General features: G+C 72.6%; 21 protein-coding genes. 7 read left to right on the top strand and 14 right to left on the bottom strand.

The window, feature by feature from the left end:
• The first annotated feature begins 146 nt into the window (after nt 1–146).
• Genes OG207_RS10900 through OG207_RS10915 form a run of 4 tightly spaced genes read left to right on the top strand, consistent with a single transcriptional unit; the run spans nt 147 to nt 3,753 of the window.
• Nucleotides 147–1,277 (top strand): ABC transporter substrate-binding protein, encoded by a 1,131-nt coding sequence (locus tag OG207_RS10900; protein ID WP_329098103.1) that lies wholly within the window; start codon nt 147–149, stop codon nt 1,275–1,277.
• A gap of 34 nt (nt 1,278–1,311) precedes the next feature.
• Nucleotides 1,312–2,106, top strand: coding sequence for an ABC transporter ATP-binding protein (locus tag OG207_RS10905; protein WP_329098104.1), 795 nt, complete (start codon nt 1,312–1,314; stop codon nt 2,104–2,106).
• The gene (locus tag OG207_RS10910; RefSeq protein WP_329098106.1) at nt 2,093–2,989 is read left to right on the top strand and encodes an ABC transporter permease; all 897 of its coding nucleotides are present in this window, start codon (nt 2,093–2,095) and stop codon (nt 2,987–2,989) included. The genes OG207_RS10905 and OG207_RS10910 overlap by 14 nt, the downstream gene beginning before the upstream one ends.
• 5 nt (nt 2,990–2,994) lie before the next feature.
• The gene (locus tag OG207_RS10915) at nt 2,995–3,753 is read left to right on the top strand and encodes a sirohydrochlorin chelatase (RefSeq protein WP_329098109.1); all 759 of its coding nucleotides are present in this window, start codon (nt 2,995–2,997) and stop codon (nt 3,751–3,753) included.
• A 1-nt stretch (nt 3,754) separates the two neighbouring features.
• Here OG207_RS10915 and OG207_RS10920 read toward each other — a convergent pair whose 3' ends face one another.
• The 9 genes from OG207_RS10920 to OG207_RS10960 all read right to left on the bottom strand — a co-directional run bounded on the left by OG207_RS10920 (nt 3,755) and on the right by OG207_RS10960 (nt 15,366).
• Nucleotides 3,755–4,519, bottom strand: coding sequence for a low temperature requirement protein A (locus OG207_RS10920; protein ID WP_329098111.1), 765 nt, complete (start codon nt 4,517–4,519; stop codon nt 3,755–3,757).
• A gap of 147 nt (nt 4,520–4,666) precedes the next feature.
• Complete coding sequence (locus OG207_RS10925; protein WP_329098113.1) at nt 4,667–5,638, bottom strand: antibiotic biosynthesis monooxygenase; 972 nt, start codon at nt 5,636–5,638, stop codon at nt 4,667–4,669.
• Nucleotides 5,639–5,642: 4 nt separating this feature from the next.
• Nucleotides 5,643–8,360, bottom strand: a complete 2,718-nt coding sequence (locus tag OG207_RS10930; RefSeq protein WP_329098116.1) for a molybdopterin-dependent oxidoreductase — start codon at nt 8,358–8,360, stop codon at nt 5,643–5,645.
• Complete coding sequence (locus OG207_RS10935; RefSeq protein ID WP_329098118.1) at nt 8,357–9,184, bottom strand: FAD binding domain-containing protein; 828 nt, start codon at nt 9,182–9,184, stop codon at nt 8,357–8,359. The genes OG207_RS10930 and OG207_RS10935 overlap by 4 nt, the downstream gene beginning before the upstream one ends.
• Before the next feature lie 408 nt (nt 9,185–9,592).
• Nucleotides 9,593–10,594, bottom strand: a complete 1,002-nt coding sequence (locus OG207_RS10940; RefSeq protein ID WP_329098121.1) for a ketopantoate reductase family protein — start codon at nt 10,592–10,594, stop codon at nt 9,593–9,595.
• Nucleotides 10,595–10,672: 78 nt separating this feature from the next.
• Nucleotides 10,673–11,152: a DsbA family protein gene (locus OG207_RS10945; protein WP_329098123.1), complete on the bottom strand. Its 480-nt coding sequence runs from the start codon at nt 11,150–11,152 to the stop codon at nt 10,673–10,675.
• Nucleotides 11,153–11,320: 168 nt separating this feature from the next.
• A complete protein-coding gene (locus OG207_RS10950; RefSeq protein ID WP_329098125.1) occupies nt 11,321–11,887 on the bottom strand; it encodes a DUF1697 domain-containing protein in 567 nt (188 codons plus the stop codon).
• Nucleotides 11,888–11,916: 29 nt separating this feature from the next.
• The gene (gene mgt / locus OG207_RS10955; protein WP_329098126.1) at nt 11,917–13,119 is read right to left on the bottom strand and encodes a macrolide-inactivating glycosyltransferase; all 1,203 of its coding nucleotides are present in this window, start codon (nt 13,117–13,119) and stop codon (nt 11,917–11,919) included.
• A 51-nt stretch (nt 13,120–13,170) separates the two neighbouring features.
• Entirely contained in the window at nt 13,171–15,366 is a 2,196-nt protein-coding gene (locus OG207_RS10960; RefSeq protein ID WP_329098128.1) for an FUSC family protein, read from the bottom strand.
• Nucleotides 15,367–15,450: 84 nt separating this feature from the next.
• Between OG207_RS10960 and OG207_RS10965 the strand changes: the two genes are divergently transcribed.
• The gene (locus OG207_RS10965; protein ID WP_329098129.1) at nt 15,451–16,314 is read left to right on the top strand and encodes a phosphotransferase enzyme family protein; all 864 of its coding nucleotides are present in this window, start codon (nt 15,451–15,453) and stop codon (nt 16,312–16,314) included.
• Between the two features lie 102 nt (nt 16,315–16,416).
• On the opposite strand, the gene OG207_RS10970 is transcribed toward OG207_RS10965, so the two are convergent.
• The 4 genes from OG207_RS10970 to OG207_RS10985 form a co-directional block, all read right to left on the bottom strand.
• Nucleotides 16,417–17,865, bottom strand: coding sequence for an acyltransferase family protein (locus tag OG207_RS10970; protein ID WP_329098131.1), 1,449 nt, complete (start codon nt 17,863–17,865; stop codon nt 16,417–16,419).
• A 231-nt stretch (nt 17,866–18,096) separates the two neighbouring features.
• Entirely contained in the window at nt 18,097–18,816 is a 720-nt protein-coding gene (locus OG207_RS10975; RefSeq protein WP_329107541.1) for a 3'-5' exonuclease, read from the bottom strand.
• Between the two features lie 113 nt (nt 18,817–18,929).
• On the bottom strand, nt 18,930–19,262 hold the full coding sequence (locus tag OG207_RS10980) for a hypothetical protein (RefSeq protein ID WP_329098133.1): 333 nt from the start codon (nt 19,260–19,262) through the stop codon (nt 18,930–18,932).
• 71 nt (nt 19,263–19,333) lie between these two features.
• On the bottom strand, nt 19,334–20,611 hold the full coding sequence (locus OG207_RS10985) for an SAV2148 family HEPN domain-containing protein (protein WP_329098136.1): 1,278 nt from the start codon (nt 20,609–20,611) through the stop codon (nt 19,334–19,336).
• A gap of 287 nt (nt 20,612–20,898) precedes the next feature.
• Here OG207_RS10985 and glgX point away from each other — a divergent pair, with 287 nt between their 5' ends.
• The gene (gene glgX / locus OG207_RS10990) at nt 20,899–23,013 is read left to right on the top strand and encodes a glycogen debranching protein GlgX (protein ID WP_329098139.1); all 2,115 of its coding nucleotides are present in this window, start codon (nt 20,899–20,901) and stop codon (nt 23,011–23,013) included.
• Here glgX and OG207_RS10995 read toward each other — a convergent pair.
• Nucleotides 22,998–24,302, bottom strand: coding sequence for an MFS transporter (locus OG207_RS10995; protein ID WP_329098140.1), 1,305 nt, complete (start codon nt 24,300–24,302; stop codon nt 22,998–23,000). The two genes, glgX and OG207_RS10995, sit on opposite strands and share 16 nt — an antisense overlap.
• Before the next feature lie 82 nt (nt 24,303–24,384).
• On the opposite strand from OG207_RS10995, the gene treY reads away from it, so the two are divergent.
• Nucleotides 24,385–26,655 (top strand): malto-oligosyltrehalose synthase, encoded by a 2,271-nt coding sequence (gene treY, locus OG207_RS11000; RefSeq protein ID WP_329098142.1) that lies wholly within the window; start codon nt 24,385–24,387, stop codon nt 26,653–26,655.
• The last annotated feature ends 4 nt before the right edge of the window (nt 26,656–26,659 follow it).

The raw sequence follows: 26,659 nt of genomic DNA on the forward strand, positions 1-26,659 counted from the left end.
AGCGGCCAGGGAGGGGTTGCGCGATGTGCGCGATGACGTACGCGCACCGCATGCGCGCCCACACCCCCCACCAGCCGTACCCGCCATCGCTCCACAAACGAAGACGCGCGTCATGAGATGACGCCGTCACGAGAGGAAGTCCTCCCGTGTCTGCCACCGGTAACCGCACCACCTCCCGCTCCACGCTCCGCCGCGGCATCGTCGCCGCCGCCCTGCCCCTCCTGATCGGTGCGCTCGCTTCCTGCGGCTACGGTTCCGAGGCCGAGAAGGACGAGCCGAAGGCCGCCGACGCGGCCGACGCCGGCAAGAAGCTCTCGGCCCCTGAGGTGCGGATCGGGTACTTCCCCAACCTGACGCACGCCACCGCGCTGGTCGGACTCCAGGAAGGCCTGATCGAGAAGGAACTGAACGGCACCAAGATCAAGCCGCAGTCCTTCAACGCCGGCCCGTCCGAGATCGAAGCCCTCAACGGCGGCTCTCTCGACATCGGTTTCATCGGCCCCTCGCCCTCCATCAACGGCTACGTGAAGTCCAAGGGCTCGAACCTGCGGATCATCTCCGGTTCCGCCTCCGGCGGCGTCAAGCTCGTCGTGAACCCGGACAAGATCAAGACCCTGGACGACCTCAAGGGCAAGAAGATCGCCACCCCGCAGAAGGGGAACACGCAGGACGTCGCGTTCCTCAACTGGATCTCCGAAAAGGGCTGGAAGGTCGACCCCGAATCCGGCAAGGGTGACGTCTCCGTCGTCCGCACCGACAACAAGGTGACCCCGGACGCGTTCAAGCAGGGCTCGATCGACGGCGCCTGGGTGCCGGAGCCCACGGCCTCCAAGCTCGTCTCCGACGGCGGCTCCGTCCTCCTCGACGAGACCGCCCTGTGGCCCGACAAGAAGTTCGTGATCACGAACATCATCGTGTCGCAGAAGTTCCTCAAGGAGCACCCGGACGTCGTCGAGGCCGTGCTGCGCGGCACGGTGAAGACCAACGAGTGGATCCACGCCAACCAGGACGAGGCCAAGGCCTCCGCCAACGCGCGCCTCGCGGCCGAGGGTGGCAAGCCGCTCGACGCGAAGGTCATCGACCCGGCGTGGCCCAGCATCGCCATCACCGACGACCCGCTGGCCGCCACGCTGAAGACGCAGTCGGAGTGGGCGGTCAAGGCCAAGCTCATCGAGCAGCCCGACCTGGCCGGGATCTACGACCTGACGCTCCTGAACAAGGTGCTGAAGGCCGCCGGCAAGCCCGAGGTCTCCGACGCCGGTCTCGGCGCCAAGTAACCCCGCGATCCCGCAATCCCAGGAGGTGACGACCATGGCCACCACGCTTGCCAAGGCTGCCGAGGGCTCCGCCCTGGAGCGCACCCACGCCGCCCGCATCGAGCACGTCTCGAAGTCCTTCTCCGGCCCGGCCGGATCGCAGCTCGTCCTGGACGACATCAGCCTCGATGTCGCTCCCGGCGAGTTCGTCACCCTCCTGGGTGCCTCGGGGTGCGGGAAGTCCACGCTGCTGAACCTGGTCGCCGGCCTGGACAAGCCGTCCGCGGGGTCCATCGAGACCCCCGGCGGCCGTCCGGCGCTGATGTTCCAGGAGCACGCCCTCTTCCCGTGGCTGACCGCGGGCAAGAACATCGAACTCGCCCTGCGCCTGCGCGGGGTGGCCAAGGCCGACCGCCGCCTTGAGGCGGAGCGGCTGCTGGAGCTGGTCCGCCTCGGCGGCGCGTACGGCAAGCGCGTGCACGAGCTGTCCGGCGGCATGCGCCAGCGCGTGGCCCTGGCCCGGGCGCTCGCCCAGGACAGCCGGCTGCTGCTGATGGACGAGCCGTTCGCCGCGCTCGACGCCATCACCCGGGACGTGCTGCACGGCGAACTCACCCGCATCTGGGCGGAGACGGGGCTGTCCATCCTCTTCGTCACCCACAACGTGCGCGAGGCCGTCCGCCTCGCCCAGCGCGTGGTCCTGCTCTCCTCCCGGCCCGGCCGGGTCGCGAAGGAATGGACCGTGGACATCCCGCAGCCGCGCCGCATCGAGGACGCGGACGTGGCGGAACTGTCCCTGGAGATCACTGAACACCTGCGTGGGGAGATCCGCCGCCATGGCCAGCACTGACACCACTTCGAAGGCCACGGGCAGGACCGACGACCTGGCCGGCCTGGAGGCGGGCCTCGACGCCCTCGACGCGGTCCAGACCCACCGCACCCCGGTCCGGGAGATCCTCGTCAAGAAGGTCTTCCCGCCGGTCCTGGCCGTGAGCCTGGTGCTCCTGGTCTGGCAGGTCCTCGTCGCGACGCACGTCACCGAAGAGACCAAGCTGCCCGCGCTGTCCGCGGTGTGGGACAGCCTGTCCGACATGTGGCTCAAGGGCACGCTGCTGGAGGTCGTCTGGACCAGCGTCTCCCGCGGTCTGCTCGGCTTCCTGCTGGCCCTGGCCATCGGCACGCCGCTGGGCCTGCTCGTCGCCCGGGTAAAGTTCGTCCGCGCCGCGATCGGCCCGATCCTGCAGGGCTTGCAGTCGCTGCCGTCGGTGGCCTGGGTGCCGCCGGCCGTCCTGTGGTTCGGCCTGAACGACGCGATGATGTTCACGGTGATCCTGCTGGGCGCCGTCCCGTCCATCGCCAACGGCCTCGTCTCCGGCATCGACCAGATCCCGCCGCTGTACTTGCGGGCCGGCCGCACCCTGGGGGCCACCGGTCTGGCCGGGGCCCGGCACATCGTCATGCCGGCCGCGCTGCCCGGCTACCTGGCCGGACTGAAGCAGGGCTGGGCCTTCTCCTGGCGCTCGCTGATGGCCGCCGAGATCATCGCCTCCTCGCCCGATCTGGGCCTGGGCCTGGGCCAGCTCCTGGAGAACGGCCGCAACAACATCGACCTGCCGGGCGTGTTCCTCGCGATCATCCTGATCCTGGTCGTCGGCATCGCCATCGACCTGCTGATCTTCAGCCCGGTCGAGCGGTGGGTGCTGCGCAGCCGCGGCCTGCTGGCGAAGAGCTGATCGCCATGGACCGCGCCCTCCTGGTCATCGCCCACGGCAGCCGCGACCCGCGGCACGCGGCGACCGTGCACGCCCTGACGGGGCGCGTGCGGGCGCTGCGGCCGGGGCTGCGCGTGGAGACGGCCTTCCTGGACTTCAACACCCCGACGGTGGGGCAGGCCCTGTCCTCGCTCTACCTGTCCGGCGTACGGGAGGTCGTGGCGCTCCCGCTGCTGCTGACCCGCGCCTTCCACGCGAAGTCCGACATCCCGGCGGCGCTCGCCGAGTCGACCTCGCGCCTGCCGGGGCTGTCGGTGCGGGTGGCGGACGTCCTCGGGCCGTCCCCGCTCCTGTTGACCGCCCTGGAACGCCGGCTCACCGAAGCCGGCCTCACCCCGGCGGACCGCGCCACCACCGCCGTGGTGCTCGCGTCCGCCGGCTCCTCCGACCCGGAGGCGATCGCAGCGATCGCTGAAACCGCGCGGGAGTGGCGGCGCACCGGTTGGTGTGCCGTGCGGCCTGCGTTCGCCTCCGCCGCACTGCCCCGTACGGAGGACGCCGTACGGGCCCTGCGCGCCGAGGGCTTCGAGCGGGTGGCCGTGGCCCCGTACGTCATCGCCCCCGGCCGTCTCCCGGACCGCATCGCGGCCGGCGCCGGCGCCGCGGGCGCGGACGTCGTCGCCGAGGTCCTGGGCGCGGCCCCGGAACTAGCCCGGCTGCTGCTGCGCCGCTTCGACGCGGCCGCGACGGCGGCGGCGGCCCGGCTGCCGGCCCTGACGGCGTAGCTCAGGCCGTCGCAGCCCTGCGGCGGCGGGCCGACAGGGCCCGGGCGTACAGCAGGTGGACGATCGCTTCGGCGGCGAGCAGCAGGACCACCAGCCAGGGCGCCAGTGCGTCCGAGACCGCTGCGACCAGGACCGGAACGGCGATGCCGAGCACGATGATGACGAACAGCCCGACCCGCTCGACCAGGTGCCCGGTGTCGAGCCGTCCCGGGACACCGCGGCCCCGGGCGGTGAGCAGCAAGACCATCTCGGCGGCGATCAAGGCCGCCCACACGGCGTACTGCCAGGGCGCGGGAACGGCCGCCGAGGCCGCCCACAGGAGCCCGGAGAGCAGGCAGTAGCTCAGCGGCCGCCAGCGGGGGACCCGGTGCGGGGCGGGGAAGCGGGTGGCGGGCCACCAGAGGCCGAGGAGGACCAGTCGGGTTCCCGCGTACCCCAGGGCGTACACCGCGCCGCGGGTGCTGTCGGCCTCGGGTACCGCCGCGGCCATGGCGGCCAGGCAGAGCATGGCGAAGAGCATCAGCAGCCGGCGCCGGGCGCCGTCGTCCTCGAAGAGGTTCGCCGAGACCGTCAGGTTGATCCACATCCACCAGGGCGGGAAGAAGAGTCCGAGGAAGACGGCGAAGTCCCGCAGTCCCGGGTCGCCGTGCAGCTCGTGCGAGAGCTGGGCGGCGAAGGCCACGAAGACGAGGTCGAAGAACAGCTCGAGCCAGGCGGCGTGGCGGCTCTCCCGCTCGCGCGGCGCCGCCGCATCCAACGCACTCATCGGGGCTTTCCGTCCGGGGTTCGCGTACGAACTCCGAGCCTGCCCCCGCCCCCGCCCCCGCCGCTCCCAGCACCGGCGCACCGCCGGGTCATCCGGACGGGCCAAGAGCGTCCGCGGTGTCCGCGGCGCACCCCGGCCCGGGCGGGGTCAGGGCAGGGTCCAGATCCGGGTGGTCACCAGGTAGAAGGCCACGACCCAGAAGGCGAGCAGGAGGGTGACGATCCCGATGCCGATGAGGTTGCTCCTGGCCGGCGCCTCGTCCGGCGACGGGCGCAGCCACCGCCCCAGGAGCGGGTTCACGTAGTAGGGCATCGTCAAGAAGCTCATGACGAGGCTCGACAGCAGGTTCCCCACGAGCAGGCCCAGCCAGAGCGGCATCTTCAGCGGTGACGTGGCGAGCGCCAGGAGGACCACGGTCGGGTACAGGCCGACCCAGACCGCGATGGCGGTCTTGGTGACCGAGGGCGGGGGCGCCTCCCTGCCGTTCTCCTCGAAGGCGAACCAGCTGCCGAAGGAGTTGTCAATCGTGCGCAGTTTGAAGTCGAACTCCTTTCCCTCGGCGAGGACCTTGTGCCTGCGGTCCGAGGTCAGCCAGGCGTCGAGGTGTTCGGCGTTGTCGAACCGGTACAGGGTGGTCCACTCCTCCTGGACCCCTTCGATGGGCGGGAAGAACTCGCTTCCGCGGAAGCCTTCGAACCTGCTCTCCTCCTCGGTCATCCGGCGCTGCCACGCGAGGAAGTCCTCGACGTGCTCCGGGTGAACGCGGTGGGTGATCACCACGGTCACCAGCGGATCCTGTGCGGGGGCGTGGCCGCTGACCACCTGCTGGGTTCCGGGGCCGTCGAGGTACGCGTCGCCGACTTCGAGGAGCTCCTGCCGGGTCGAGCTGTTGATCCACGCCTGCAGGTGGGGTATCGAGTCGTACCGGTAGACCACGACCCATTCGGGTTGCAGGGTGGTCGGCGGGGCGACCTCGACGCCGAGGTACCCGTCGTACTCAGCGGCGGCGGCGTTGACGCCCTGCTGCCACCTCTCGTACTCCTGCTCCCGTCCGGGCAGTACCTTCTGGGCGATGATCGCCGTGGCCTCGGCGTCTTCCCGCTGCTTCTCGGTGTCCATGGGCTCAGGCCTTCGCGTGCGACTGCTTCGCGCCGATCCGGTCGTAGATCCGTTCCGGTGTCAGCGGCAGCGACCGGTAGCGGATCCCCGTGGCGTCCTGGAGTGCGTTGGCCAGTGCGGGGGCCACCGGGTTGATGCTGCACTCCGCCATGCCCTTCGCCCGCATCGGTCCGACGGAGTCCGCCGAGCCCACCAGGAGCACTTCGGTGCGCGGGACGTCGGCGAAGGTGGGGATGCGGTAGTTGCGCAGGTTCGGGTTGACCACGGCGCCGTTCGCGTCGAGCCGGTGGTTCTCGGTCAGTACGAAGCCGATGCCCTGGGCGACGGCGCCCTCCACCTGCCCCCGTACCTGCGCGGGGTTGATGACGACGCCGGCGTCGGCCGCCTGGACGCTGTGGAGGACGCGGATCTCACCGGTCACCCGGTGGACCGCGATCCGGAACCCGTGCGCGTTGGAGACGGCGCTGCGGGGCGATCCGTAGGCCTTGCGGGCGGCGGTGAAGCGGATGCCGCGCGCCCGTGCCAGCGCGACGAGTTCGGCCAGCGACACCCGGTGGTCCCCGCAGACGACGCCGTCGTCGTCCATCGCACACATCACGGGGTGGATGCCCGTGTGGGCGGCGGCGAACTCCAGGATGCGGTCGCGCACGGCGTTGCTCGCCCGCAGCACCGCGTTGCCCGCCACGAAGAGTCCGGCGCTCGCGAAGGCTCCGGTGTCGAATCCCGTGCGGTCGGTGTCGGACTGCACGAGGCGGATCCGCGACGGTGTGGTGCCCAACTGGTGGGCGGCGATCTGGACGTGGGCGGTCGAGGTGCCCTCGCCGAATTCGACCGTGCCGACGGCGAGCTCGTAGACGAGGTCGTCGCCGAGCGTCACCCAGGCCTCCGAGATGTGCTCGGTCGGGGGTGCGGTCTCGTGCAGGGAGGCCGCGGCGCCCGTCCCGATGAGCCAGTCCGGGCCGAGGTGCGGATCTCCGGCCGTCCGGGCCAGGGCCCGGTCCACCAGGTCGATGCACTGCGCGAGGCCGTCCTCGCCGAACGTCACGTCGTCGGGGCCCTCGTGCATCGCGACGAGCGGGTCGCCCGGCCGCACGATGTTGCGGCGGCGCAGTTCGAGCGGGTCCATGTGGAGGGCGAGGGCCAGTTCGTGCATCGCCGATTCCACGGCGAAGGCCGGCTGGGTCATCCCGTACCCGCGCAGCGCGCCGCTCGGAACGGTGTTGGTGTAGACGGAGTAGGCGTCGTACTTCTTGTTGGGGCAGCGGTAGATCATGACGGCCGCGCCGCCCGCGAACAGGGTTTCGCCGCCGTGGTTCCCGTAGGCGCCCGTGTTCGACACGTTGCGGACCTGGAAGGCGGTGAGCGTGCCGTCGGCCTTCGCGCCGAGCTTGACCGTCAGCGTCATCGGATGGCGCGGCGAGGCCGTGGTGAACTCCTCCTCGCGGGTGTACTCGAAGCACACGGGCCGCCCGGTGTCCAGTGCGGCGAGCGCGGCCAGGTCCTCGGAGATGACTTCCTGTTTGCCGCCGAACCCGCCGCCGACGCGCTTGCAGAACACGCGGAGCTGGTCCGGGCGCAGCGCGAACAGGTGGGCGAGTTTGACCTTGGCGATGGAGGGCGACTGCGAGCTGGTGCGGACGTTGAGGCGTCCGTCCTCCATCCAGGCGATCGAGCCGTGGGTCTCCAGGTGCGCGTGCTGCACGCGCGGGGACGAGTAGGTGCCCTCGTGGATCACGTCGGCCTCGGCGAAGCCCGCGTCCACGTCTCCGACGTGCGAATGGATCTCGAGCAGGACGTTGTGGACGGGGTCGCGGACGAAGGGGTCGTCCGCCCCGTGGATCTGCGGAGCTCCGTCGGCCATGGCCTCCTCGGGGTCGAACACCGCGGGCAGCGGCTCGTACTCGACGACGACGCTGCGGCAGCCCTCCTCCGCTGCGCCGGGCGTGTCGGCGACGACCGCGACGACGCGCTGGCTGACGAAGCGGAGCGTCCGGTCGAGGATGAGGGTGTCGTCCGGGTCGACCAGGTGGTCGGTGTGGATCGCCGTGGTGAAGCGTCTGCGCGGCACGTCCTCCCAGGTGTAGACCCGGTGTACGCCGGGAACCGCGAGGGCGGCGCTCTTGTCGATCGACAGGATCCGGGCGTGGGCGTGCGGTGAGTGCAACACCTTCACGTGCAGCATGCCCTCCATGTGGGTGTCCATCGTGAACTCGGCTCGGCCGGTCACCACGTCGTTGGCCGCGGGGGCTCCGACGCTCGCCCCGACGGCCCTTCCCGGCGCGGCGCTCTCCACGCCGACGACGCCCCGCACGGCGTCCTCGATCCCCCGGTAACCGGTGCAGCGGCAGAGGTTGCCCTTCAACGCCCGCGGCAGATCGGCCTTCTGGGACTCGGTGAAGGTCGCCGAGGTCATGATCATTCCGGCGGTGCAGAAGCCGCACTGGAATCCGGGGGCGTCACGGAACTGCCGCTGCATCGGATGCAGGTTGCCGGGCGAGCCCAGCCCCTCGATGGTGGTCACCTCGCGGCCGTCGGCGCGGAAGGCGGGGGTGATGCAGCTGTGTACGGGGCTGCCGTCCAGCCATACCGTGCAGGCACCGCAGTCCCCCGCGTCACAGCCCTTCTTGACGCCGTAGTGGCCGAGCGAGCGGAGGAAGGTGCGCAGGCACTGTCCGGGCGCCGGCTCCTCGCCGAAGCTCCTGCCGTTCACGCGGTACGTCATGTCGGGCTCCCGGACGCGAGTTCGCGGCGGATCTCCTCGGCGAAGTGCTTCGTCAGATGGCGGCGGTAGCCGGGAGTGCCGTTGGGATCGTCGAACCAGACGTCGGTGGGGATGACGTCGATGCTCTGCTGCAGGGTCGGGGCGTCGGGCAGGGTGTCGAAGACCATGCGCACGGGTCTGGTGGTGCCGGCGGTGACGGTGAGCAGCAGGTCGTCGTTCCCGGGCGTGTGCGTACCGACGAGGAACACCGTCGAGCGGCCTAGTCGGGTCAGGGTGAACCGGCGGTGCACGGCGCGTTTGCGCAGGGCGTGGACCGGGATCTCGATGCGTCGCAGGACCTCCCCGGGGGCGAGGACGTTCTCGTGGTTGCCCGTCACGAAATCGAGGGCGTCGACGGTGCGCGTCGTCCCGTCGGGGGCCCACAGTTCGTAGCGCGCTTCCAGTGCGACCGTCAGCGTGATCATGGGGCCGGCCGGCAGCGACATGCAGATGTTTCCGCCCACGGTCGCCGCGTTCCAGACCTTGAACGAGGACAGGAACGCCTCGCAGGCCGTCCCGAACAGGGGGCCGGCGGTCCAGTCGGCCGGGGGCCGGAAGGCGTAGAACTCGCGGATGGTGCAGGTGGCACCGATTTCGAGGCCCTTGCCGGTCGGGACGAGGGGGTCCCACCGCAGGGTGGTCAGGTCGACCAGGCGGCGCAGATCCGGCTGTTCCACCGAGAACAGCCATGTCCCGCCCGCGAGCCAGGCATCGCCCTCGCGCCAGTCGGCGCCAGGCCGGTCGGGGGGACGCCGGACGACTTCGGTGATCGTGTTGAGGTCCACGGGGATCGCGCTCCCTCACGACGGCAGCGGTGTGACGGCCCGTCCACCGACCTCCGGTGCGCGCGGGCGGCGTCACGACCTCGGCCGACCGCATCACATGCACGTCGAGGACCGGGGTCTGCCACGGGACACCGCCGGTTCGACCCTCGGTCGGATCCGGTTCGAATCCGGTTCGAATCCGGTCGCTGCGGTCGGTCGCTTCGCCGAGAACCGGCGGACGTAGGGACTCCCTTTCAGCGTATCCCCGACCGGGCCCGCACCGCCAAGCGCAGCCGCGGGGTGCCGGCTCCGGGCGCGGGCCACGCGGCGCAGCCTCCGAAGGGAACCGGCTAGGCCCTGTCGTCAAAGTCCCTCCCCCAGCTACCGCTGGGAGGTGCCCCCGGGCCCGCGCTACTTTGACGACAGGACCTAGGCCCGGGCCGCCGCCTCGTCCGCGAGCGCGGTCAGGTCCTCCACGGACATCGCGCCCGGCGGCAGGCCCTGGCGGGCGAAGATGTTCGCCGCGTGCCGCAGCACGTCGTTGACCGGGGTCGGCACCCCGTGCAGCCGGCCCAGCAGGGAGATCTCCCCGTTGAGGTAGTCCGCCTCCACCGATCCCGTACCCCGTGCCAGGCTCTGCCAGGACGAGCCGCCCCGCACCCCTGCCGGCTGGTTCACCTTGCCCTCGCGCGCCAGCGCCTGCTCGGCGTCCGAGGCGTAGGGGATGCCCGCCGCGACGAAGGCCGCCTTGCCCTCGCGGACGGCCCGTAGGAGCAGCGCCGCCTTCGCCGGGTCGGGTTCCGGTCCGGTCGTCGCCTGGATCGCGTTGCCCAGGTTCCCGAGCAGCTTCGCGTGCTTCCACCGCATCACGTCCTCGGCCTGCGGCGCCCCGAAGCCGGCCTTGCCGAGGTCCGCCACGACGGCCCGGGACAGGGCGTCGGTGCCGCCCGCCGCCCGGCCCACGTGCAGGACGCCGGTCAGCGGCTCGCACAGCGCCGAGACCGCGCCCGGCTCCAGGAAGGTGGCGGGCAGCCATACGCACACCCCGTACACGCGCGCGAAGCGCCGTAGCGCGAGCCGCTCGCTCTCCACGCCGTTCTGTGCGCACAGCACCGGGAGCCGCTGCGCGGCCGTACCGCCGCCCACGACCTCCGCGTCGCCCCACGCATCGAGCGCGGCGATGGCGTCCTGGGTCTTCACGGACAGCAACAGCACGTCGTCGGGTCGCAGTTCACCCAGTTCGTCCGGGCCGGTGACCACGGGCAGCCGGTGCACCCGGGTCCCGTCGGCCGTCGTGAGCCGCAGCCCGTCGTCCCGCAGGGCCTGCGCGTGCGCGCCGCGGGCGACGAGTACGACCTCGCCTCCCGACTCCGCGAGCCGTCCGCCGATGGTGGCGCCGACCGCGCCCGCGCCGATGATGATGTACCGCATGCCACGAGCCTGGCACATCCGGCCCGCCGGGTCGCCCCCGGGGCACGGCGAACTGCCGCGCCTGCGGGAGAAGGCGCCCTACGCGTGGTGGTTCTGCCAGCCGAAGGGATCCCTCCGGACGATGTTCAGGAGATCCTCCGTGAATTGCACCTCGAAGAGGGAGTCCCGGAAATCCTCCGTCACCAGCTTGGAGTTGATCGCGACGGCGGGGGTGCCCGGTCCCATCGGGTCGTCCCCCGTCCGCTGGTACGCCGCCTGCGAGGCGATGACGAAGTCCTGGTACTTCATGGTGGACACCGCGGTGTCGAAGGCCTCGCCGCGCAGCCCGGGCACCTGTTCGGCGAGCGCGAGCAGACGCTCCGTGGTGAAGCCGCCCGATTCCTCGACCGTCGTCTGGTTCCCGATCAGCACGGCGTGGTACTCGGCGAACTTCTGCCCGTCCAGCGCGGCGCGCAGGGCGTTGACGGCGCGCTTGGAGCCGTCACCGCCCAGCCTGACGTCCCAGGTCCGGGATCCCCGCGTACGTCGCCGGCGGCTTGGCGAACGTCCCCTGCCCACAGCCGGCCGTGGCCACCGCGAGCGCACCGCACGCGACCGCGGCCGCCAACCGTCTGACCGTTCTGAACTGCATCTCTTCCCCTCCGATGAATGCCCGGACTCTAGACGTTCACCGGCCCGGGGCGCACACGTGTTTGTACGGCCCGGCACGGGGCATCGGACCCCGGGTCAGGTCGCGGTCAGCTCCACGAGCTTGGCGACGGTGTTCCAGTTGCGGGTGGTCACGTCGAGGCCCTTGACGACGGCGGGCTTGGCGAGGGCCTCGGCGAGCTTGGAGCGCCCCAGGCCGTCGGGGGCGTAGAGGTAGAGGACGCGGTCGCCGATCCGGTACTCCTCGGGGAGATACGCCGCCCCGTCGAGCGCGGCGAACCGCTCCGGGCCGGGCTGTTCGGAGCAGAAGGTGACGTGCAGCTGCTTGCCCTCCAGCTCCGCGGCCGGGAACGGACAGGCCTCGGCGACGGCGCGCAGGTACGCCCCGTCCAGCACCAGGCACGCCGCGCGGAAGCCGAAGTGGGCCTCGATGGCCGTCTCCAGCTCCCGGGCGAGCCCCACCGGGTCGGTCCCCGCACTGCTGAAGACGGCGTTGCCGCTCTGTAGGTACGTCTGCACGTCGCCGTGCCCGAGTCCTTCCAGCACGGAGCGCAGCTCCGCCATCGGGACCTTCTTGTTGCCGCCGACATTGATGCCGCGCAGCAGCGCCGCGTACTTCTTCGTCACCGTGGCCTTCTTCGTCATGGGGGCACCCTAGGGGGCGTCCGTCGCGCCTACGGCAGTTCGGCCTCGATGAGGTCGGCCGCCCGGCGCGTGCCGCCCTCGGCGGCCATCCCGGCCCGGATCTCCTCGGCGCGGGCGGCGACGGCGGGGTCGGCGACGAGGGCGAGGACCGCCTCGCGCAGGGTGGCCGCGTCCGCGTCGGCCATGGGAACGTGCCGGGCCACGCCCAGAGAGGCCAGCATGTCGGCGTTGCCGAACTGGTCGACGGCCTGCGGGACGGCGACCATCGGGGTGGCGGTGGCGAGCCCCTCCTGGCTGCCGCCGGCCCCCGCGTGGGTGATGAAGGCGTCGGCCCGGTGCAGGATGTCCAGCTGGGGGACCCAGCGGTGGACCTCGACGTCGGCGGGGACCGGGCCCAGGTCGGCCTCGTCGGTGAACTTGCCGATCTGGAGGACGAGGTACCAGTCGGGTAGGTCCGCGAAGGCCTCGATGCAGGCGCGGTAGAAGGCCGGCTGCTTGGTGAAGGCGGAGCCGAGCGAGACGAGCACGATCTTCTTGCCCTCGGCGGCCGGGGGCCGCTGCCAGGTGCCCTGGGTGGCGCTGCGGTCGCCCTGGCAGGCGCCGACGAAGGCGTACGCGGACCCGTCGACGCGGTCGGCGTGCGGCTGGAGCGCCCGGGGGATGAGGACGATGCTGCGCCGCGGGCGGCCCTGGAAGCGGTCGACGTCGTCCCCGAGGCCGTTCTCGGTGAGCCAGGCCGCGAACGCCGCGTAGTACGCCCGGCCGCGCTCGGACGCCTTCAGCTCGGCGAACATCGGCCCGGCCACCTCCTGCTCGTATCCGTCCCAGGCGACCAGGTTCGGGGAGAGCGAGACGGCGGGGACGCCCCAGCGGTGGGCGAGCACGGGCGCCGGATAGGAGGTGATGTCGTGGAGCACGAGGTCCGGCTCGTCGCCCTCGAAGGCGGCGGCGAGCTGCGGGAGCGCCTGGACCGCGTCCTTCAGGAACGGCTCCAGGTGGTCGATGAGCTCGGTGCCCCAGGCCTCCGGCTCGTCGTCGGTCGGGAGGGTGGAGGTGTAGACGACGGGCGAGGCGCCGGTCTCCGCGACCCTCTCGGCGAAGGAGGCGGGGACGGCGTAGCTGACGCGGTGGCCCCGCGCCACGAGTTCGCGGATCACCTCGATGCTCGGGTTCACGTGCCCGTGGGCGGCGATGGAGAACATGGCGATGTGGGCGGGCTTGGCTGCGGTCATGATCGAACGATAGGCGAGACGATACGTCTCGTGCAACTTGTTTCCCGCGACTCAGGACGACGCGGTACCTCCTGCCCCACCCGTCCCACCGGCCGCACCCGACGCCCCGTTCGGGCCGGACGGGGCGTCCGGCCCGGACGGGTGATCCGATCCCGTCATGCGGTCGACGTCGACGTCGAGCGAGTCCAGCCAGGCCAGTGCCGCGAAGAACCGCGGCGAGGAAACCCCCGGCGGCCCCTCCGCCGCCGACCGGCCGGGCGCCCGCCCGCCCAGCGGATTCGCGGCCTCCGCCGGCGCCGCACCCACCTGATCCGCCACCTCCCGCATCCGCGTGGCCACCCCGGCCGCCCGGCCGTCCAGCCGGACGCTGTTCGCCGGCCCCACCGCCGGACCTCCGCGGACGAACAGCCGACGCGAGCCCCACAGCACGTGGTGGCCCGACATCATGGCCGCGTGCCAGTCCGTCCGGGGGTTCTCGGACGTCCGGGGCTCGTTCTGGTGCTGCGCGAACGCGGACTCCGCCATCGTCAGCGCGTGCTGGAGCGGCCCGTCGTCGGGAACGTGCCCCGGCCCGCCCTCCACCACGGCCGCCGTGGTGCGCTCGACCGTTTCGGCCTCCGTCGCCAGCAGCAGGGCGACCGCCCGGTGCAGCTCCCGCTGCGCCCCGCGCGGCCAGGCGAGCACCCCGAACACGACGCCGATCAGGCTGCCGATGATCACGTCCAGGATCCTGACCTCGGCCAGCTGCCAGGTCACCGGTGCCAGTTGGGCGAAGACGAAGGCCACCGTGAGGGTGAACAAACCCTGGGCCCAGCCCACGCCCCGGACCGGCCCCACCCGGAAGGCGGTGAGCATCACGAACGGCAGGGCGACGGCGTAGACGGTGGTGTGTCCGCCGATCAGGGCCAGCAGCAGCCCCGTGGCCAGGGCGCCGAGCAGGGTGCCGGTGATCGCCACGCGTACGGTCGCCCGCGTCTGGGCGGCGGTGGTCCGGGTCAGGCTGAGGACGGCCAGCATCGCCCAGAAGCCGTGGGGCAACGAGTCCACCCCCGCGATCGTGCGGGCGGCCGCCAGTGCGAGGCCGATCCGGACGGCGTTCTGGAAGTACACCGAGCGCGGCCCGGCGTGTCCCGCCAGCCGGTGCCACCACAGGCTCGGTGCACGTTTGCCCGCGTACCAGAACCGGCCCGAGTCGACGTCCTCGGGCATCCGTGCGCGCCGGCCCCGTACCGCCAGCTCGGACGCCGTCGCCAGGGCCACCGCCGCGTCCGTCACCTCCAGCAGCGCCGCCCGGCGCCGCCCCCGCGCGGCGGTCGCGGGCGCCTCGCGCGCGGCCGACGCGGCGGCCTGCTCCCGTAGGCGCCGCAGGGCGTCGGCCGCTTCGGTCTCATCGGCGCGACCGTCGAGCAGGGCGGCGCTCTCGCTGACGGCCCGGCCGACCGCGGTCAGGATCTCGGACTCCTGCGCCATCGGCACCGGACCCGGGGGCGGAGGTGGTGGCGGAAGGATCACGAGGCGGGCGAGGAGCGTGCGGGCCGCCAGGCCCACATGGGACAGGGCGCGGTCCCGCAGGCCCGGCCCGGCGGGACGCTCGGCCTCGTCGGTCCGGAAGGGCCGCAGCGACTCGCCGGCCGCCCGGGCCGTCTCCGCCGAGGCGGCGGACAGCGCGTACGGGGCGCGGCCCAGCTCGGCTACGCAGCGGGCGGCGGTGTCGGACGCTCCGGCGGCCAGCCGCCGGTAGGTGGGCCCGGGCTCCTCGGGCAGGACGAAGAGCTCCGCGAGGATCAGCAGCAGCAGGCCGAAGGTGGCTCCCAGGAGCCGTTCACCCAGGGTGCCGGGGGCATAGGGCGGGAAGCACGGCAGGATGTAGAGCAGCTGCAGCCCGGGCGCGGCGCCCGCCGCGCGGGGCCCGGCCGCCGCCACGAAGGCCAGGAAGAAGCCGATCAGCAGCATGCCGACCACGGCGCTCCAGGTCCGGATCGCGAGGAAGGTGCCGAGCGTCAGCAGCACCCAGGCCGTGGGGGTCGCCCTGACCATGACGGCCGCGCGCTGGCGCCCGGTGCCGGGGATGTGGGAGAGGGCCGCCATCGACACCGCGGCGAACAGCGCGTACGTCGCCGCCACCGGCCGGTCCAGTGCGTACAGGCACACGAAGAACGAGGCGCACGCGGCGAGGGTGGTGCGCAGGGCGCGCCGCGTCACGACCGAGGGGCCCCGGTCGGCGCGTCCGTCGTGTTCGGCGCACATGACTCCAGGATCGGGCCACCTGCCGGAAGCCACCACATACTGGCGGGCAGCAGCGGATCCACGGCGAGGAACGAGAGCGGCGGCATGGACGAGGAACGCGCGAGGCACGTACTGGCGGCAGCGGGCCTGACCGGGGGCGCGCCCGGTCAGGCGGTCCTCCTCGCGTTCGGCGAGAACGCGGTCTTCGCCGTCGGCGACCTGGTGGTGAAGGTGGGCCGGGAGGCTGCGCTGGTGGAGCGGGCCGAGCGGGAACTCGCGGTGGCCGGCTGGTTCGCCGCGTCCGGGATCCCGGCGGTCCGCGCGGCCGAGCCGGAGCCGCGCCTGGTGGACGGGCACCCGCTGACCCTGTGGCACCGGCTCCCGGACGCGGTGCGGCCCGCGGGGCCCGGGGACCTGGCGGCGCTGCTGCGCCTGGTGCACGCCCTGCCCGAGCCGCCGTTCGCCCTGCCCGCGCGGGACCTGCTGGGCGGCGTCGAGCGCTGGCTGCGGCTGGCGGGGGGCGCCGTCGACCCGGCCGACGCGGCCTATCTGCGGGCCCGCCGGGACGCCTACGCCGGTGAGCTGGCGGCCCTGACGCCGCGGCTGCCCCCGGGCCCGGTCCACGGCGACGCCCTGCCCCGCAACGTCCACGTGGGCCCCGACGGCCCGGCCCTGGTCGACCTGGAGACCGTGTCGGCCGATCTGCGCGAGCACGACCTGGTGGTGATGGCGCTCTCCCGCGACCGGTACGGCCTGCCCGCCGAGGAGTACGAGGCCTTCGTGGCGGCGTACAGGTGGGACGTCCGCGACTGGGAGGGCTGCGCGGTCCTGCGCGGCGCCCGCGAAACGGCCAGCTGTGCCTGGGTCGCCCAGCACGCCCCGGCCGACCCGGGGGCCCTGGCCGAATTCCGCCGCCGCGTGGCCTCCCTCAGGGAGGGGGACCGGGAAACGCAGTGGCACTCCTTCTAGGCCGGTCTTGCCGGTCAGGCCCGCCCGGAGCGGGCACTCGCGCAGCGGTTGCCGCCCCGGCCCGTGCCGGGGCGGCAGCGTTGTGGGTTCGGCGCCGCTGGGTCAGACCGCTTTCCCCTGACCACCTGGGCCCGAGCCCGGACCCGCGCCCGCGCCCGCCAGTACCGGTTCCGCCGCCACGGAGGGTTGCGCCGGAACGACGGCGGCGGCCGCGGCGGGCACCGCCGGCTCCAGGGACTGCGGCGGCCAGCGGCGCGTCATCGCCTTGGTCAGCTTGCGGCCCAGATTCTGGAACGGCACCTCCACCAGCCGGTACACCACCCAGGAGACCACCAGCAGCACCGCGGTGTACCCGGCCACCCACGACCACCGCTCGACGAACGGCATGGCGGCCAGGTGGCGGTAGTAGTAGTTGGTGTCCCAGCCGAGCTGCCACAGCAGGAACTTCTTCACCGGCCAGTGCAGCAGGTAGACCGAGAAGCTCACCGCGCCCAGCCAGGTCAGCACGCGCGGCAGCCGCCGGTTCCGCAGCAGCAGGAAGAGCCCGAACGACGCCCACGCCGCCAGGTAGGCGTTGGTCCACGCCGGCCAGGTGAAGGTCGAGGTCGCGCTCGCCACCGTGTCCCGGTTGTACATCCACCCCACCATGGCGCCCGCGGCCACCACGAAACCGACGGACATCCAGGCCTCGATGCGCTCGATCTGCCCGTGCTGCGCCCGATAGATGACCGTGCCCGCGAACATCGTCGCGAGGATGGTGAAGGTCTCGAACGCGGGCACCCGACCGTTGGTGAACACCAGCAGCAGGCCGAACCCGCCCAGCAGCAGACCACCGATCCGGGCCAGCGCCGCATTGCCGCTCATCATGCAGGCCACGCCCGTGACCACGACGAGCACGGCGGCAGCGACGAGGTGGTTGAGCTCCGCATCGGTGTGGGTCAGGCTGTACGACGGAACCCAGACGCCCAAAACGAGCGCGACCCCCGCCGCCGCGACGGCGATCGGCGTGGTGCGCCGGTGCCAGGCGACCGTGAAGAGGCTGCTGACGAAGAAGTAGAAGAGCATCTCGTACGTGAGCGTCCACGTGATGCCGAGCGCATTCACCACGCCCAGCATGTCCGACAGCATCAGGCCGTTGCCCGCCAACCAGAGCTTGTCGTGGTTGTAGTCGTCGAAGCTCAGGACCTGGTAGTCGTTCGGCAGGAGGAACTCGGCGAGGAGCATGGTCACGATCAGCGCCGGGTAGATCCGGAAGATCCGGCCGATCCAGAAGGCCCGGACGTCACCGCGGCGCTCCAGCGAAGCCGGGATGATGTATCCGCTGACGATGAAGAACGCGATGACCCCGTAGAAGCCGAGGTCGAAGTGGGCCGCGATGGCGCCGCCGTTGGGGACCAACCTCATGATCTCGAAGTGGTGGGCCGCCACGGCCAGCGCGGCGATCCCACGGAGCGCGTCCAGCCAGCCGAGCCGGCTTCCCGGCGCGGCGGCGCGTTCTCCCCGCCCGGCCCTCCATGCTCCCCACCGAGCCGGCAATCCCTTGGTAATCATCCGGCGGACACTAGCCCATGCGCAGCACCCGGCCGCGCCAGGGCCCCGTGTGCGGGTTCCGGTCCTTCAAGACCGTCTTGCCGTTCCGCCGCGGCCGCCCCCGCACGGGCCGAGGCAGCGGCGGCCGCACCCGTTCCCCGTCGTCATCGGAGGGTGCGGGCGACGCATCGCGACACCGTGATCGACGACACAAGATGACTTTGACTACACCCCTGGGGGGTGTCCTGCCGATCAGGCCGGGACCAGGCCCCGCAGCGGCCAGGCCTCGTCGATCACCGCGTCCGGAGTGCCCTGGCGGCGCAGGTACGACTGGAAGTCCCGGGCCCAGCGGGCGTGCCAGGTGCTCTGCCGCGCGTGCAGGTCGGCCGGGGTGAGCGTGGCCACCTCCGGATGCCGCTCGGCTATCGCCCGGGCGACCTGGACCGCGGCCAGTGCGTCCGCCCCGGCGTCGTGCGCGTCGTCGAGGGTGACCCCGTACACCCCGCAGACCGCCTCGAGGGTCCGCTTGCCCCGCCGGTAGCGGTCCACGGCCCGGTCGATGGTCAGCGGGTCCACCACCGGCCCGGTCTGCGCCCCGCCCAGCCGGTCGGCCAGCGAGGGCAGCCCGTGCCGGGCCAGCTCGGCCGTCAGCAGGGTCAGGTCGAAGGCCGCGTTGTACGCGACCACCACCGCGCCGGCGCGCCAGTGGCCGGCCAGGGCCTCGGCGACCTCGTCCGCGACCTCGCGCACCGGACGCCCCTCGGCGACCGCGCGCTCCGTGCTGATCCCGTGGATCGCCGAGGCTCCTTCGGGGATCGGTATCCCCGGGTCCGCGAGCCAGCCGCGCCGCTCGCGCACCGCCCCGGCCCGCACCTCGACCAGGGCCGCCGTCACGATCCGCGATTCCCCCGGCTCCGTGCCGGTCGTCTCCAGGTCGAATCCGATCAGCACACCGCCGTGCCAGTCCCCCATGCCGTGCCAGTCCTCCACCCCGTGCCCCTCCCCCGTACAACGCCTTCGGTCAACGGGTTTCAGCCTGCCACGGGCCACTGACAGCCAGGCTCCCGGGGCCGCCGGGGCGTGGATCAGATGCCCAGGGTCAGCCAGCCGAAGGTCTGCCGGTAGGCCCGGCCCAGCAGCGCGCGGCCGCGCAGGCCGGCCCGCCAGGCGAACACCGACGCGAGGAGGTGGACGACCGCGACGGGCCCGCCGACCCACAGGGCGGCGGCCGCCGGACCCCCGAACCAGCCGACGACCACGGCGGCGACGAGCACCACGCACAGTCCGATGTGCCCTTCGCCCGGGTCGAAGCGGAACAGCTCCGCCCGGGCCTCCCGGCCCTCCCTCAGCCCCGCCTCGTACCGCTCCCGCGCCTTCTCCGGATCCGCGTACTTCCCCTCGGGCCATGGCTCCAGCACCGTTCCCCGCCCCCCTCGTAGGTCGTGCCCCGTATGTCGTGCCCCGTCGTGCCCCGTTGCCCGTGCCCCGGTCAGGACACCGGCCGGGAGTCCCCCCACATGGACTCGAACTCTTCCCGGTACGTCGTGAACAGTCCGTGCTCCGTGTCCTTCGGCACCTCGCGCCCGCCGCCCCGCAGCACCAGGACGGGCGACTCCATGCCGCGCGCCCGCCGCAGGTACGACTGGACCACCGCGATGCCCGAGGACTGCCCCTCCACCAGGTAGGCGGTGAACCGCGGGGTCTCGTCGAAGACGTGGATCTCGAAGCGGGAAGGGTCCCGAAGACCCGCCCGGACCCGGCGGACGTGCAAGATGTTCATCTCCACCGAGCGGCTCAGCTCGCCCTTGCGCAGTCCCAGTTCCCGCTCGCGCCGCTTCACGGCGCTGCTCGCCGGGTTCAGGAACAGCAGCCGCACCCGGCACCCGGCCTCCGTGAGCCGGACGAGTCTTCGCCCCGAGAAGTTTTGGACCAGCAGGTTGAGCCCTATGCCGATGGCGTCGAGCCGTCGCGCGCCCCCGAAGAGGTCCTCGGCCGGGAGCTGGCGCTGCAGCCGTACCCGGTCGGGGTGGACCGAGATGACGTCCGCGTACCGGTCACCCACCAGGTCCTCGACGGCGTCGATCGGCAGCCGCTCCGCGGAGGGGCTGCCGGAAACCCCGCCCAGCACCTCCAGCAGGCGCGCCGAGGCGCGCTCCGCCTGCTCCAGCACGGGCCGTGACAGCGCCCGGTTGCGGGAGACGACGTTGCGGGTGACCTCCAGCTCGTCCAGGGCCAGCTCGATCTCGCGCCGGTCGTCGAAGTACGGCTCGAAGCACGGCCAGTGTTGGACCATCAGTTCCCGCAGCTGGGGCAGGGTCAGGAAGCTCAGCACGTTGTCGTCGGCCGAGTCGAGCAGGTAGCCCTTGCGCCGGCTGACCTCGCGCACGGCCACGGCCCGCTGCACCCACTCCTGCCCGGCGGGCCCGGCGGCCGCGACGACCCAGTCGTCCGCGCCGTGCACCGGTTCGTAGATCGGCCGGAGCACCGCCCCGACCACCGCGCGCAGCCGCTGTTCGATGAGGTTCAGCCAGATGTAGGCACGGCCGGCCCGCTGTGCCCGGGTCCGGACCTCGCTCCAGGCCTCCGCGCCCCAGTCCAGCTCCACGCCGGCCCCCGCGCTCCCGGCCGCCGCCGGCCCGCCCGCCAGGGAGACCGCCCCGGCCGGGATCCCCGCGGGCGTCCCGCCGGGGACACCCCCCGGGTCGTCCGCCGGACCACCCTCGTGACTGCCGTCACCAGGGGGCAGCTCCAGACCTCCCGAGCTCACCCGTGCACCGCCTTCTGCGTCTGGACGCCCGTCTCCAGTGATCACGGAAGGGTACTCCGCGCACACGGCCGGGTGCAGCCCGACGGCCCGTACGGGGACTGTCCGTTGACCCATTATCCGATGCGCACACAGTCCGCTGACCCGCATATCAGCTCTGCGGGTCACCCGGTAGGACCCCTCCCAAGTCCGCGCTTGCGGCCCCTCTTTCGGGGAAGATCTGGCAGGGGCTTGGGTCCACGCCGGGTCAGCCGGGACATCTTCGGGCAACGAGGGAAGAGTCGTTATCTATGCAGGTCTGGCCGGGACAGGCGTATCCGCTGGGTGCCACGTACGACGGCGCCGGCACCAATTTCGCGGTCTATTCGGAGGCCGCCCGACGCATCGAGCTGTGTCTCCTGCACGACGACGGGTCGGAGTCCGCCGTGGAGCTGCGCGAGACGGACGCCTTCGTCCGCCACGCGTACCTGCCCGGCGTCATGCCGGGCCAGCGCTACGGGTTCCGGGTGCACGGCCCGTACGAGCCCGAGCGCGGACGGCGCTGCAACGCGGCAAAGCTGCTGCTGGACCCGTACGCGCGGGCCATCAGCGGCCGGGTCAGCTGGAACGAGGCGGTGTACGGCTACCACTTCGGCCGGCCGGACTCCCGCAACGACCTGGACTCCGCCCCGCACACGATGAGCTCGGTGGTGGTGAACCCGTACTTCGACTGGGCCAACGACCGGCCTCCGCGTCACGAGTACCACCACACCGTGCTGTACGAGGCCCACGTCAAGGGGCTGACCATGCACCATCCGGACCTCCCCGAGGAGCTGCGCGGCACCTACGGGGCGCTGGCGCACCCGGCGGTCATCGGCCACCTCGCCAAGCTCGGGGTGACGGCGCTGGAGCTGATGCCGGTCCACCAGTTCGTCAACGACCACCGGCTGGTCAACGACGGGCTGAGCAACTATTGGGGCTACAACACCATCGGCTTCTTCGCCCCGCACAATGGCTATGCCTCGGGCGACCGCGGTCAGCAGGTGCTGGAGTTCAAGTCGGCGGTCCGGGCCCTGCACGAGGCGGGCATCGAGGTGATCCTCGACGTGGTCTACAACCACACCGCCGAGGGGAACCACCTGGGCCCGACGCTGTCCTTCCGGGGGCTGGACAACGCCTCGTACTACCGGCTGGCGGACGATCCGCGCCATTACACGGACACCACCGGCACCGGGAACTCGCTGCTGATGCGCTCCCCGCACGTGCTCCAGCTGATCATGGATTCGCTGCGGTACTGGGTCACCGAGATGCACGTGGACGGCTTCCGCTTCGACCTGGCGGCGACGCTGGCCCGCCAGTTCCACGAGGTGGACCGGCTGTCCTCGTTCTTCGACCTGGTCCAGCAGGATCCGGTGGTGAGCCAGGTGAAGTTGATCGCGGAGCCCTGGGACCTGGGCGAGGGCGGCTACCAGGTGGGCAACTTCCCGCCGCTGTGGACCGAGTGGAACGGCAAGTACCGGGACACCGTACGGGACCTGTGGCGCGGGCAGCCGCGGACGCTCGCGGAGTTCGCGGGGCGGCTGACGGGCTCCTCGGACCTCTACCAGGACGACGGGCGGCGCCCACTGGCGTCGATCAACTTCACCACCTGCCACGACGGTTTCACCCTAAACGACCTGGTCTCGTACGACGAGAAGCACAACGAGGCCAATCGGGAGGGCAATCGGGACGGCGAGACCCACAACCGCTCGTGGAACTGCGGGGTGGAGGGGCCCACCGAGGACCCGGAGATCCTGGAGCTGCGCGAGCGCCAGATGCGCAACTTCACCGCCACCCTGATGCTGTCGCAGGGGGTGCCGATGCTCAGCCACGGCGACGAGTTCGGCCGCACCCAGCAGGGCAACAACAACGCCTACTGCCAGGACAACGAGTTGAGTTGGGTGTGCTGGCCGGAGCCGGGCAAACCGGCGCCTTCCCTGCTGGAGTTCACCCGGCGGATGGTGTGGCTGCGCCGCGACCACCCGGTCTTCCGGCGGCGCCGGTTCTTCCACGGGCGTCCGGTCGAGGGCACGCACGACGAGCTGTCCGACATCGCCTGGTTCACCCCGCACGGGGAGGAGATGCGGGCGCGGGACTGGCAGGCGCAGCACGCGAGGGCGCTGACCGTCTTCCTCAACGGGGAGGCGATCTCCGAGCCGGGCACCCGCGGGGAGCGGATCACCGACGACTCGTTCCTGCTGATGTTCAACGCGGCTGCGGAGCCGCAGGACTTCACCGTTCCGGCGGGGCACGGCGCGCAGTGGCGGCTGGTGGTGGACACGGCGCGGGCGGACGTACTGCCACCCGGCACCGGGCCGCAGTACGCGGCGGGTGACCGGGTGGCGCTGACGGGGCGGTGCCTGGTGGTGCTTCAGCGCCCGGCGTAGGTGGCGCCGCTCCCGTCCGTCGCCGCGGTGGAGCCGGTCTGCGGGCCCGGGACGCGCGCCTCGGGGGCGCGCGCCCCGGCGGTGTGCGTCCGGGCGGCGGGCAGCCGGGTGACGAGGGCGAGGAGCAGGCAGAGCGCGGCCGCCCCGACGGCCACGGCGAAGGCTCCGGCGGGCCCGTACTCCTCGGCGAGGCGCCCACAGACGACGAGTGCCGTGGCCTGCCCGGCAACCAGGCAGCTGGCGGCGAAGGCCATCGAGGTGGAGAGCCGGGCCGGTTCCACGGCCCGCTCGGTGAGTGCGAACGCGGTGATCAGGTGGGGTGCGTAGGCGGCTCCCAGCACGGTGACGACGACGTACAGCGGCCACAGGCGGTCGGTGAACAGCAGGGGCACCGAGAGCACCAGGGCCGCACCGGTCGCCACCCGCCAGCGCAGCCGCAGTCCGAAGCGGGCGGGCAGCGCGCCGAGCGAGATGCCGACGACCGCGCTGACGACGCCCATGGCGGAGTAGACGACGGCGGCCTGGTCCGGGACGCCGAGCCGGAGGGTGAGGGCGGTGATGCCCGCCTGGCAGGCGCCGAACATGGCGCCCTGGAGGGCGAGGGAACCGCGTACGGCGTGGACCACGCCGGGCGGCCGGACCCGCCTTCCCGGGAGCCGGTCCCGCGCGGGCGACCCGACCGTGACGGCGGCGGTCGGGTGCAGTGCGAAGCCGGTGCCGAAGACGGCGACGAGGCCGGCCGCGCCGGCGAGGGCGACGGCCGGGTGCACGAGGAGCGCGGCGAGTCCGACGAGGGCGGGCCCGAAGACGAAGGAGACCTCGTCGAGGGTGCCTTCGAGTGCGTGGACGGCGCCGACGACGCCTTCGTCGGCCTCGGCCCGGTGTGCCAGCGCCACCGAGCGGGTGCGCGCGAGCGGTCCGATCAGCGGTACGGAGGCTCCGGTGAGGGCGCCGATCGCGGCGAGCGCGGCGGTGGCCAGGTGCGTGAGGGCGCCGGCGACGAGGGCGGCGGTGGCCGCGGCGTTGACGGCGGCCGCGGCAAGGACGACCGGGCGCTGCCCGTGGCGGTCGGCGAGCCAGCCGAGGACGGGCCCGAAGAGGACCTGCCCGATGGAGAGGGCGCCGCCGACCGTGCCCGCGGTGGCGAGGGACCCGCTGGTCTGGGCGACCAGCAGGAAACTGCCGAACTGGGACATCGCGACGGGCAGTCGGGCGAGGAAAGAGACGAGCGGAAGTAGGGGCCCGGTCAGGGCGATGACTTTTCGATAGGTGCTGACGGTTCCAACCACTTGATCGACACTAACCCGGTGCAGTCACTCGGATGCATTGGGTCATGGCACGGAATCCGACAGGTTGGGTACGTACGTTCTCATGAGCCAGCCGCACGCGACCCCCGAATCGGAATCTGACGTTCCGACATCCGTCACTCCGACGTCGACCTACCGCCTCCAGCTGCGCCCGGAGTTCCCCTTCGCGGCGGCCGAGGCGGCCGTACCGCACATCGCCTCGCTCGGCGCATCGCACCTGCACCTCTCCCCGGTCCTGGAGGCGGTGCCCGGCTCGACGCACGGCTACGACGTCACCGACCACTCCCGCGTGCGGGCCGAGCTCGGCGGCGAGGCGGGCCTGCGGTCCCTGGCCGGGACCGCCCGGGCGCACGGGCTCGGGCTGGTCCTCGACATCGTGCCCAACCACATGGCGGTACCGACCCCGCTGCGGCTGAACCGGCCCCTGTGGGAGGTGCTGCGGGAGGGCCCCGGCTCGCCGTACGCCCGCTGGTTCGACATCGACTGGGAGGCGGGCGGCGGGCAGGTCCTGCTGCCGGTCCTGGCCGGTCCGGTGGAGTCCTGCGAGCTGCGGGTCGACGGGGAGCTGCTGCACTACGGGGAGCAGCAGTTCCCGCTGCGGGAGGGGACCTCGGGGCTGGCGCTGCCCGAGCTGCTCGCCGCGCAGTGGTACCGGCCGGCCTGGTGGCGCGAAGCCAGCTCCTCGCTCAACTACCGTCGCTTCTTCACCATTTCGGATCTGATCGGGGTCCGGGTGGAGGACCCCGAGGTGTTCACGGCCACCCATGCGAAGGTGCTGGAGCTGGTCCGGGACGGGGTTGCGGAGGGCTTGCGGATCGACCACGTGGACGGGCTGGCGGACCCGGAGGAGTACCTGCGGCGGCTGCGGGCGGCTGCGGGAGACGGCTGCTGGGTGGTGGTCGAGAAGATCCTGGCCCGCGAGGAGCGGCTGTCGTCCGCCTGGCCGGTGGCGGGGACCACCGGCTACGACGCCCTGCACCGGGTGGACGGGGTGTTCACCGACCCCGAGGGCGCCGCGGAGCTGGCGGCCCGGTACGGGGAGGCCACCGGGCTGCCCCGCTGGCCGGAGGCGGCCCGGGCGTCCGCCCGGGAGGTGCTGACCGGTGACCTGGCCGCCGAACTGGGGGCGCTGGAACGTCAGGCCGGTCCGGAACTCGTCTCGGCCGTACGGGAGTTGCTGATCGCCTTCCCCGTCTACCGGCCCTATCCCGGCGAGGTGGACCTGCCGCCGCAAGCGCTGGAGCAGGCGTCCGCGGCGGCAGGTTCCGGTGCGGTGGCCGCCGTACGGGAGCTACTGCTGCGGGATCCGGCCTTCGCCGCCCGCTTCGCCCAGACCTCGGCGGCGCTGCGCGCCAAGTCCTTGGAGGACCGTGCCTTCTACCGGTACGCGCCGCTGCTGTCGGCCACCGAGGTCGGCGGGGAGCCGGGGCGGCCGGCCGTGTCGGCGGCGGAGTTCCACGCGTACTGCGCCGATCTGGCCCGCGAGTGGCCCGCGGCCGGGACGGTCCTGTCCACGCACGACACCAAGCGCAGCGCGGACGTCCGGGCCCGGATCGCGGCGCTGTCCCAGGCGCCGGAGCTGATGGGTCGCCCCGAGGGGCCTGACCCCCAGCTGGCCTGGGTGGCCCGGCAGACCGCGCTCGGGCTCGGCCGGGTCCCCGAGGCCGGGCCGCGGCTGGCCGACGCCCTGCTCAAGGCGGTCCGCGAGGCGGCCCTGCACACCAGTTGGACCGAACGGGACGAGGAGTACGAGGCGGGCGTGGCCGGGTACGTCACAGCCCCGGTCGACCTTCCGGCGGAGCTGGCCGGGGCGGCCCGGGCGAACCTCCTCGGCATGACCCTGCTGCACCTGGCGATGCCGGGGGTTCCGGAGGTCTACCAGGGTGCGGAGACGGAGTACCGGGCCCTGGTGGACCCCGACAACCGGCGTCCGGCCCGCTTCCCCCGTCGGGCACTGGCCCACCTGGACGCGGGGGCCACCCCCGGGGACCCGGCCGAGGAGAAGCTCCAGCTCACGGCCACCCTGCTGCGGCTGCGGCGGGACCGGCCGGAGCTCTTCCGGGGCTACGCGCCGGTCCTCGCTCGGGGCCCGGCCGCCGACCACCTGCTGGCCTTCACCCGGGCCCCCGGGTTGCTGGTGGCGGCCACCCGGCTCTCCCACCGGCTGACCGCGTCGGGCGGTTGGCGGAACACCCACCTGCACCTGCCCCCCGGCACGTGGACCCGCCTCGCCCCCGCCTCCCCGCGCGCGGATCGCACCGCGTCGCACAGCGGTCCGGCCGAGGTGGCCGCCCTGCTGGACGGCCACCCGGTGGGTGTCTGGCTGCGCCGGTGATCCG

The organism is Streptomyces sp. NBC_01439, from assembly GCF_036227605.1.
Lineage (GTDB): Bacteria > Actinomycetota > Actinomycetes > Streptomycetales > Streptomycetaceae > Streptomyces.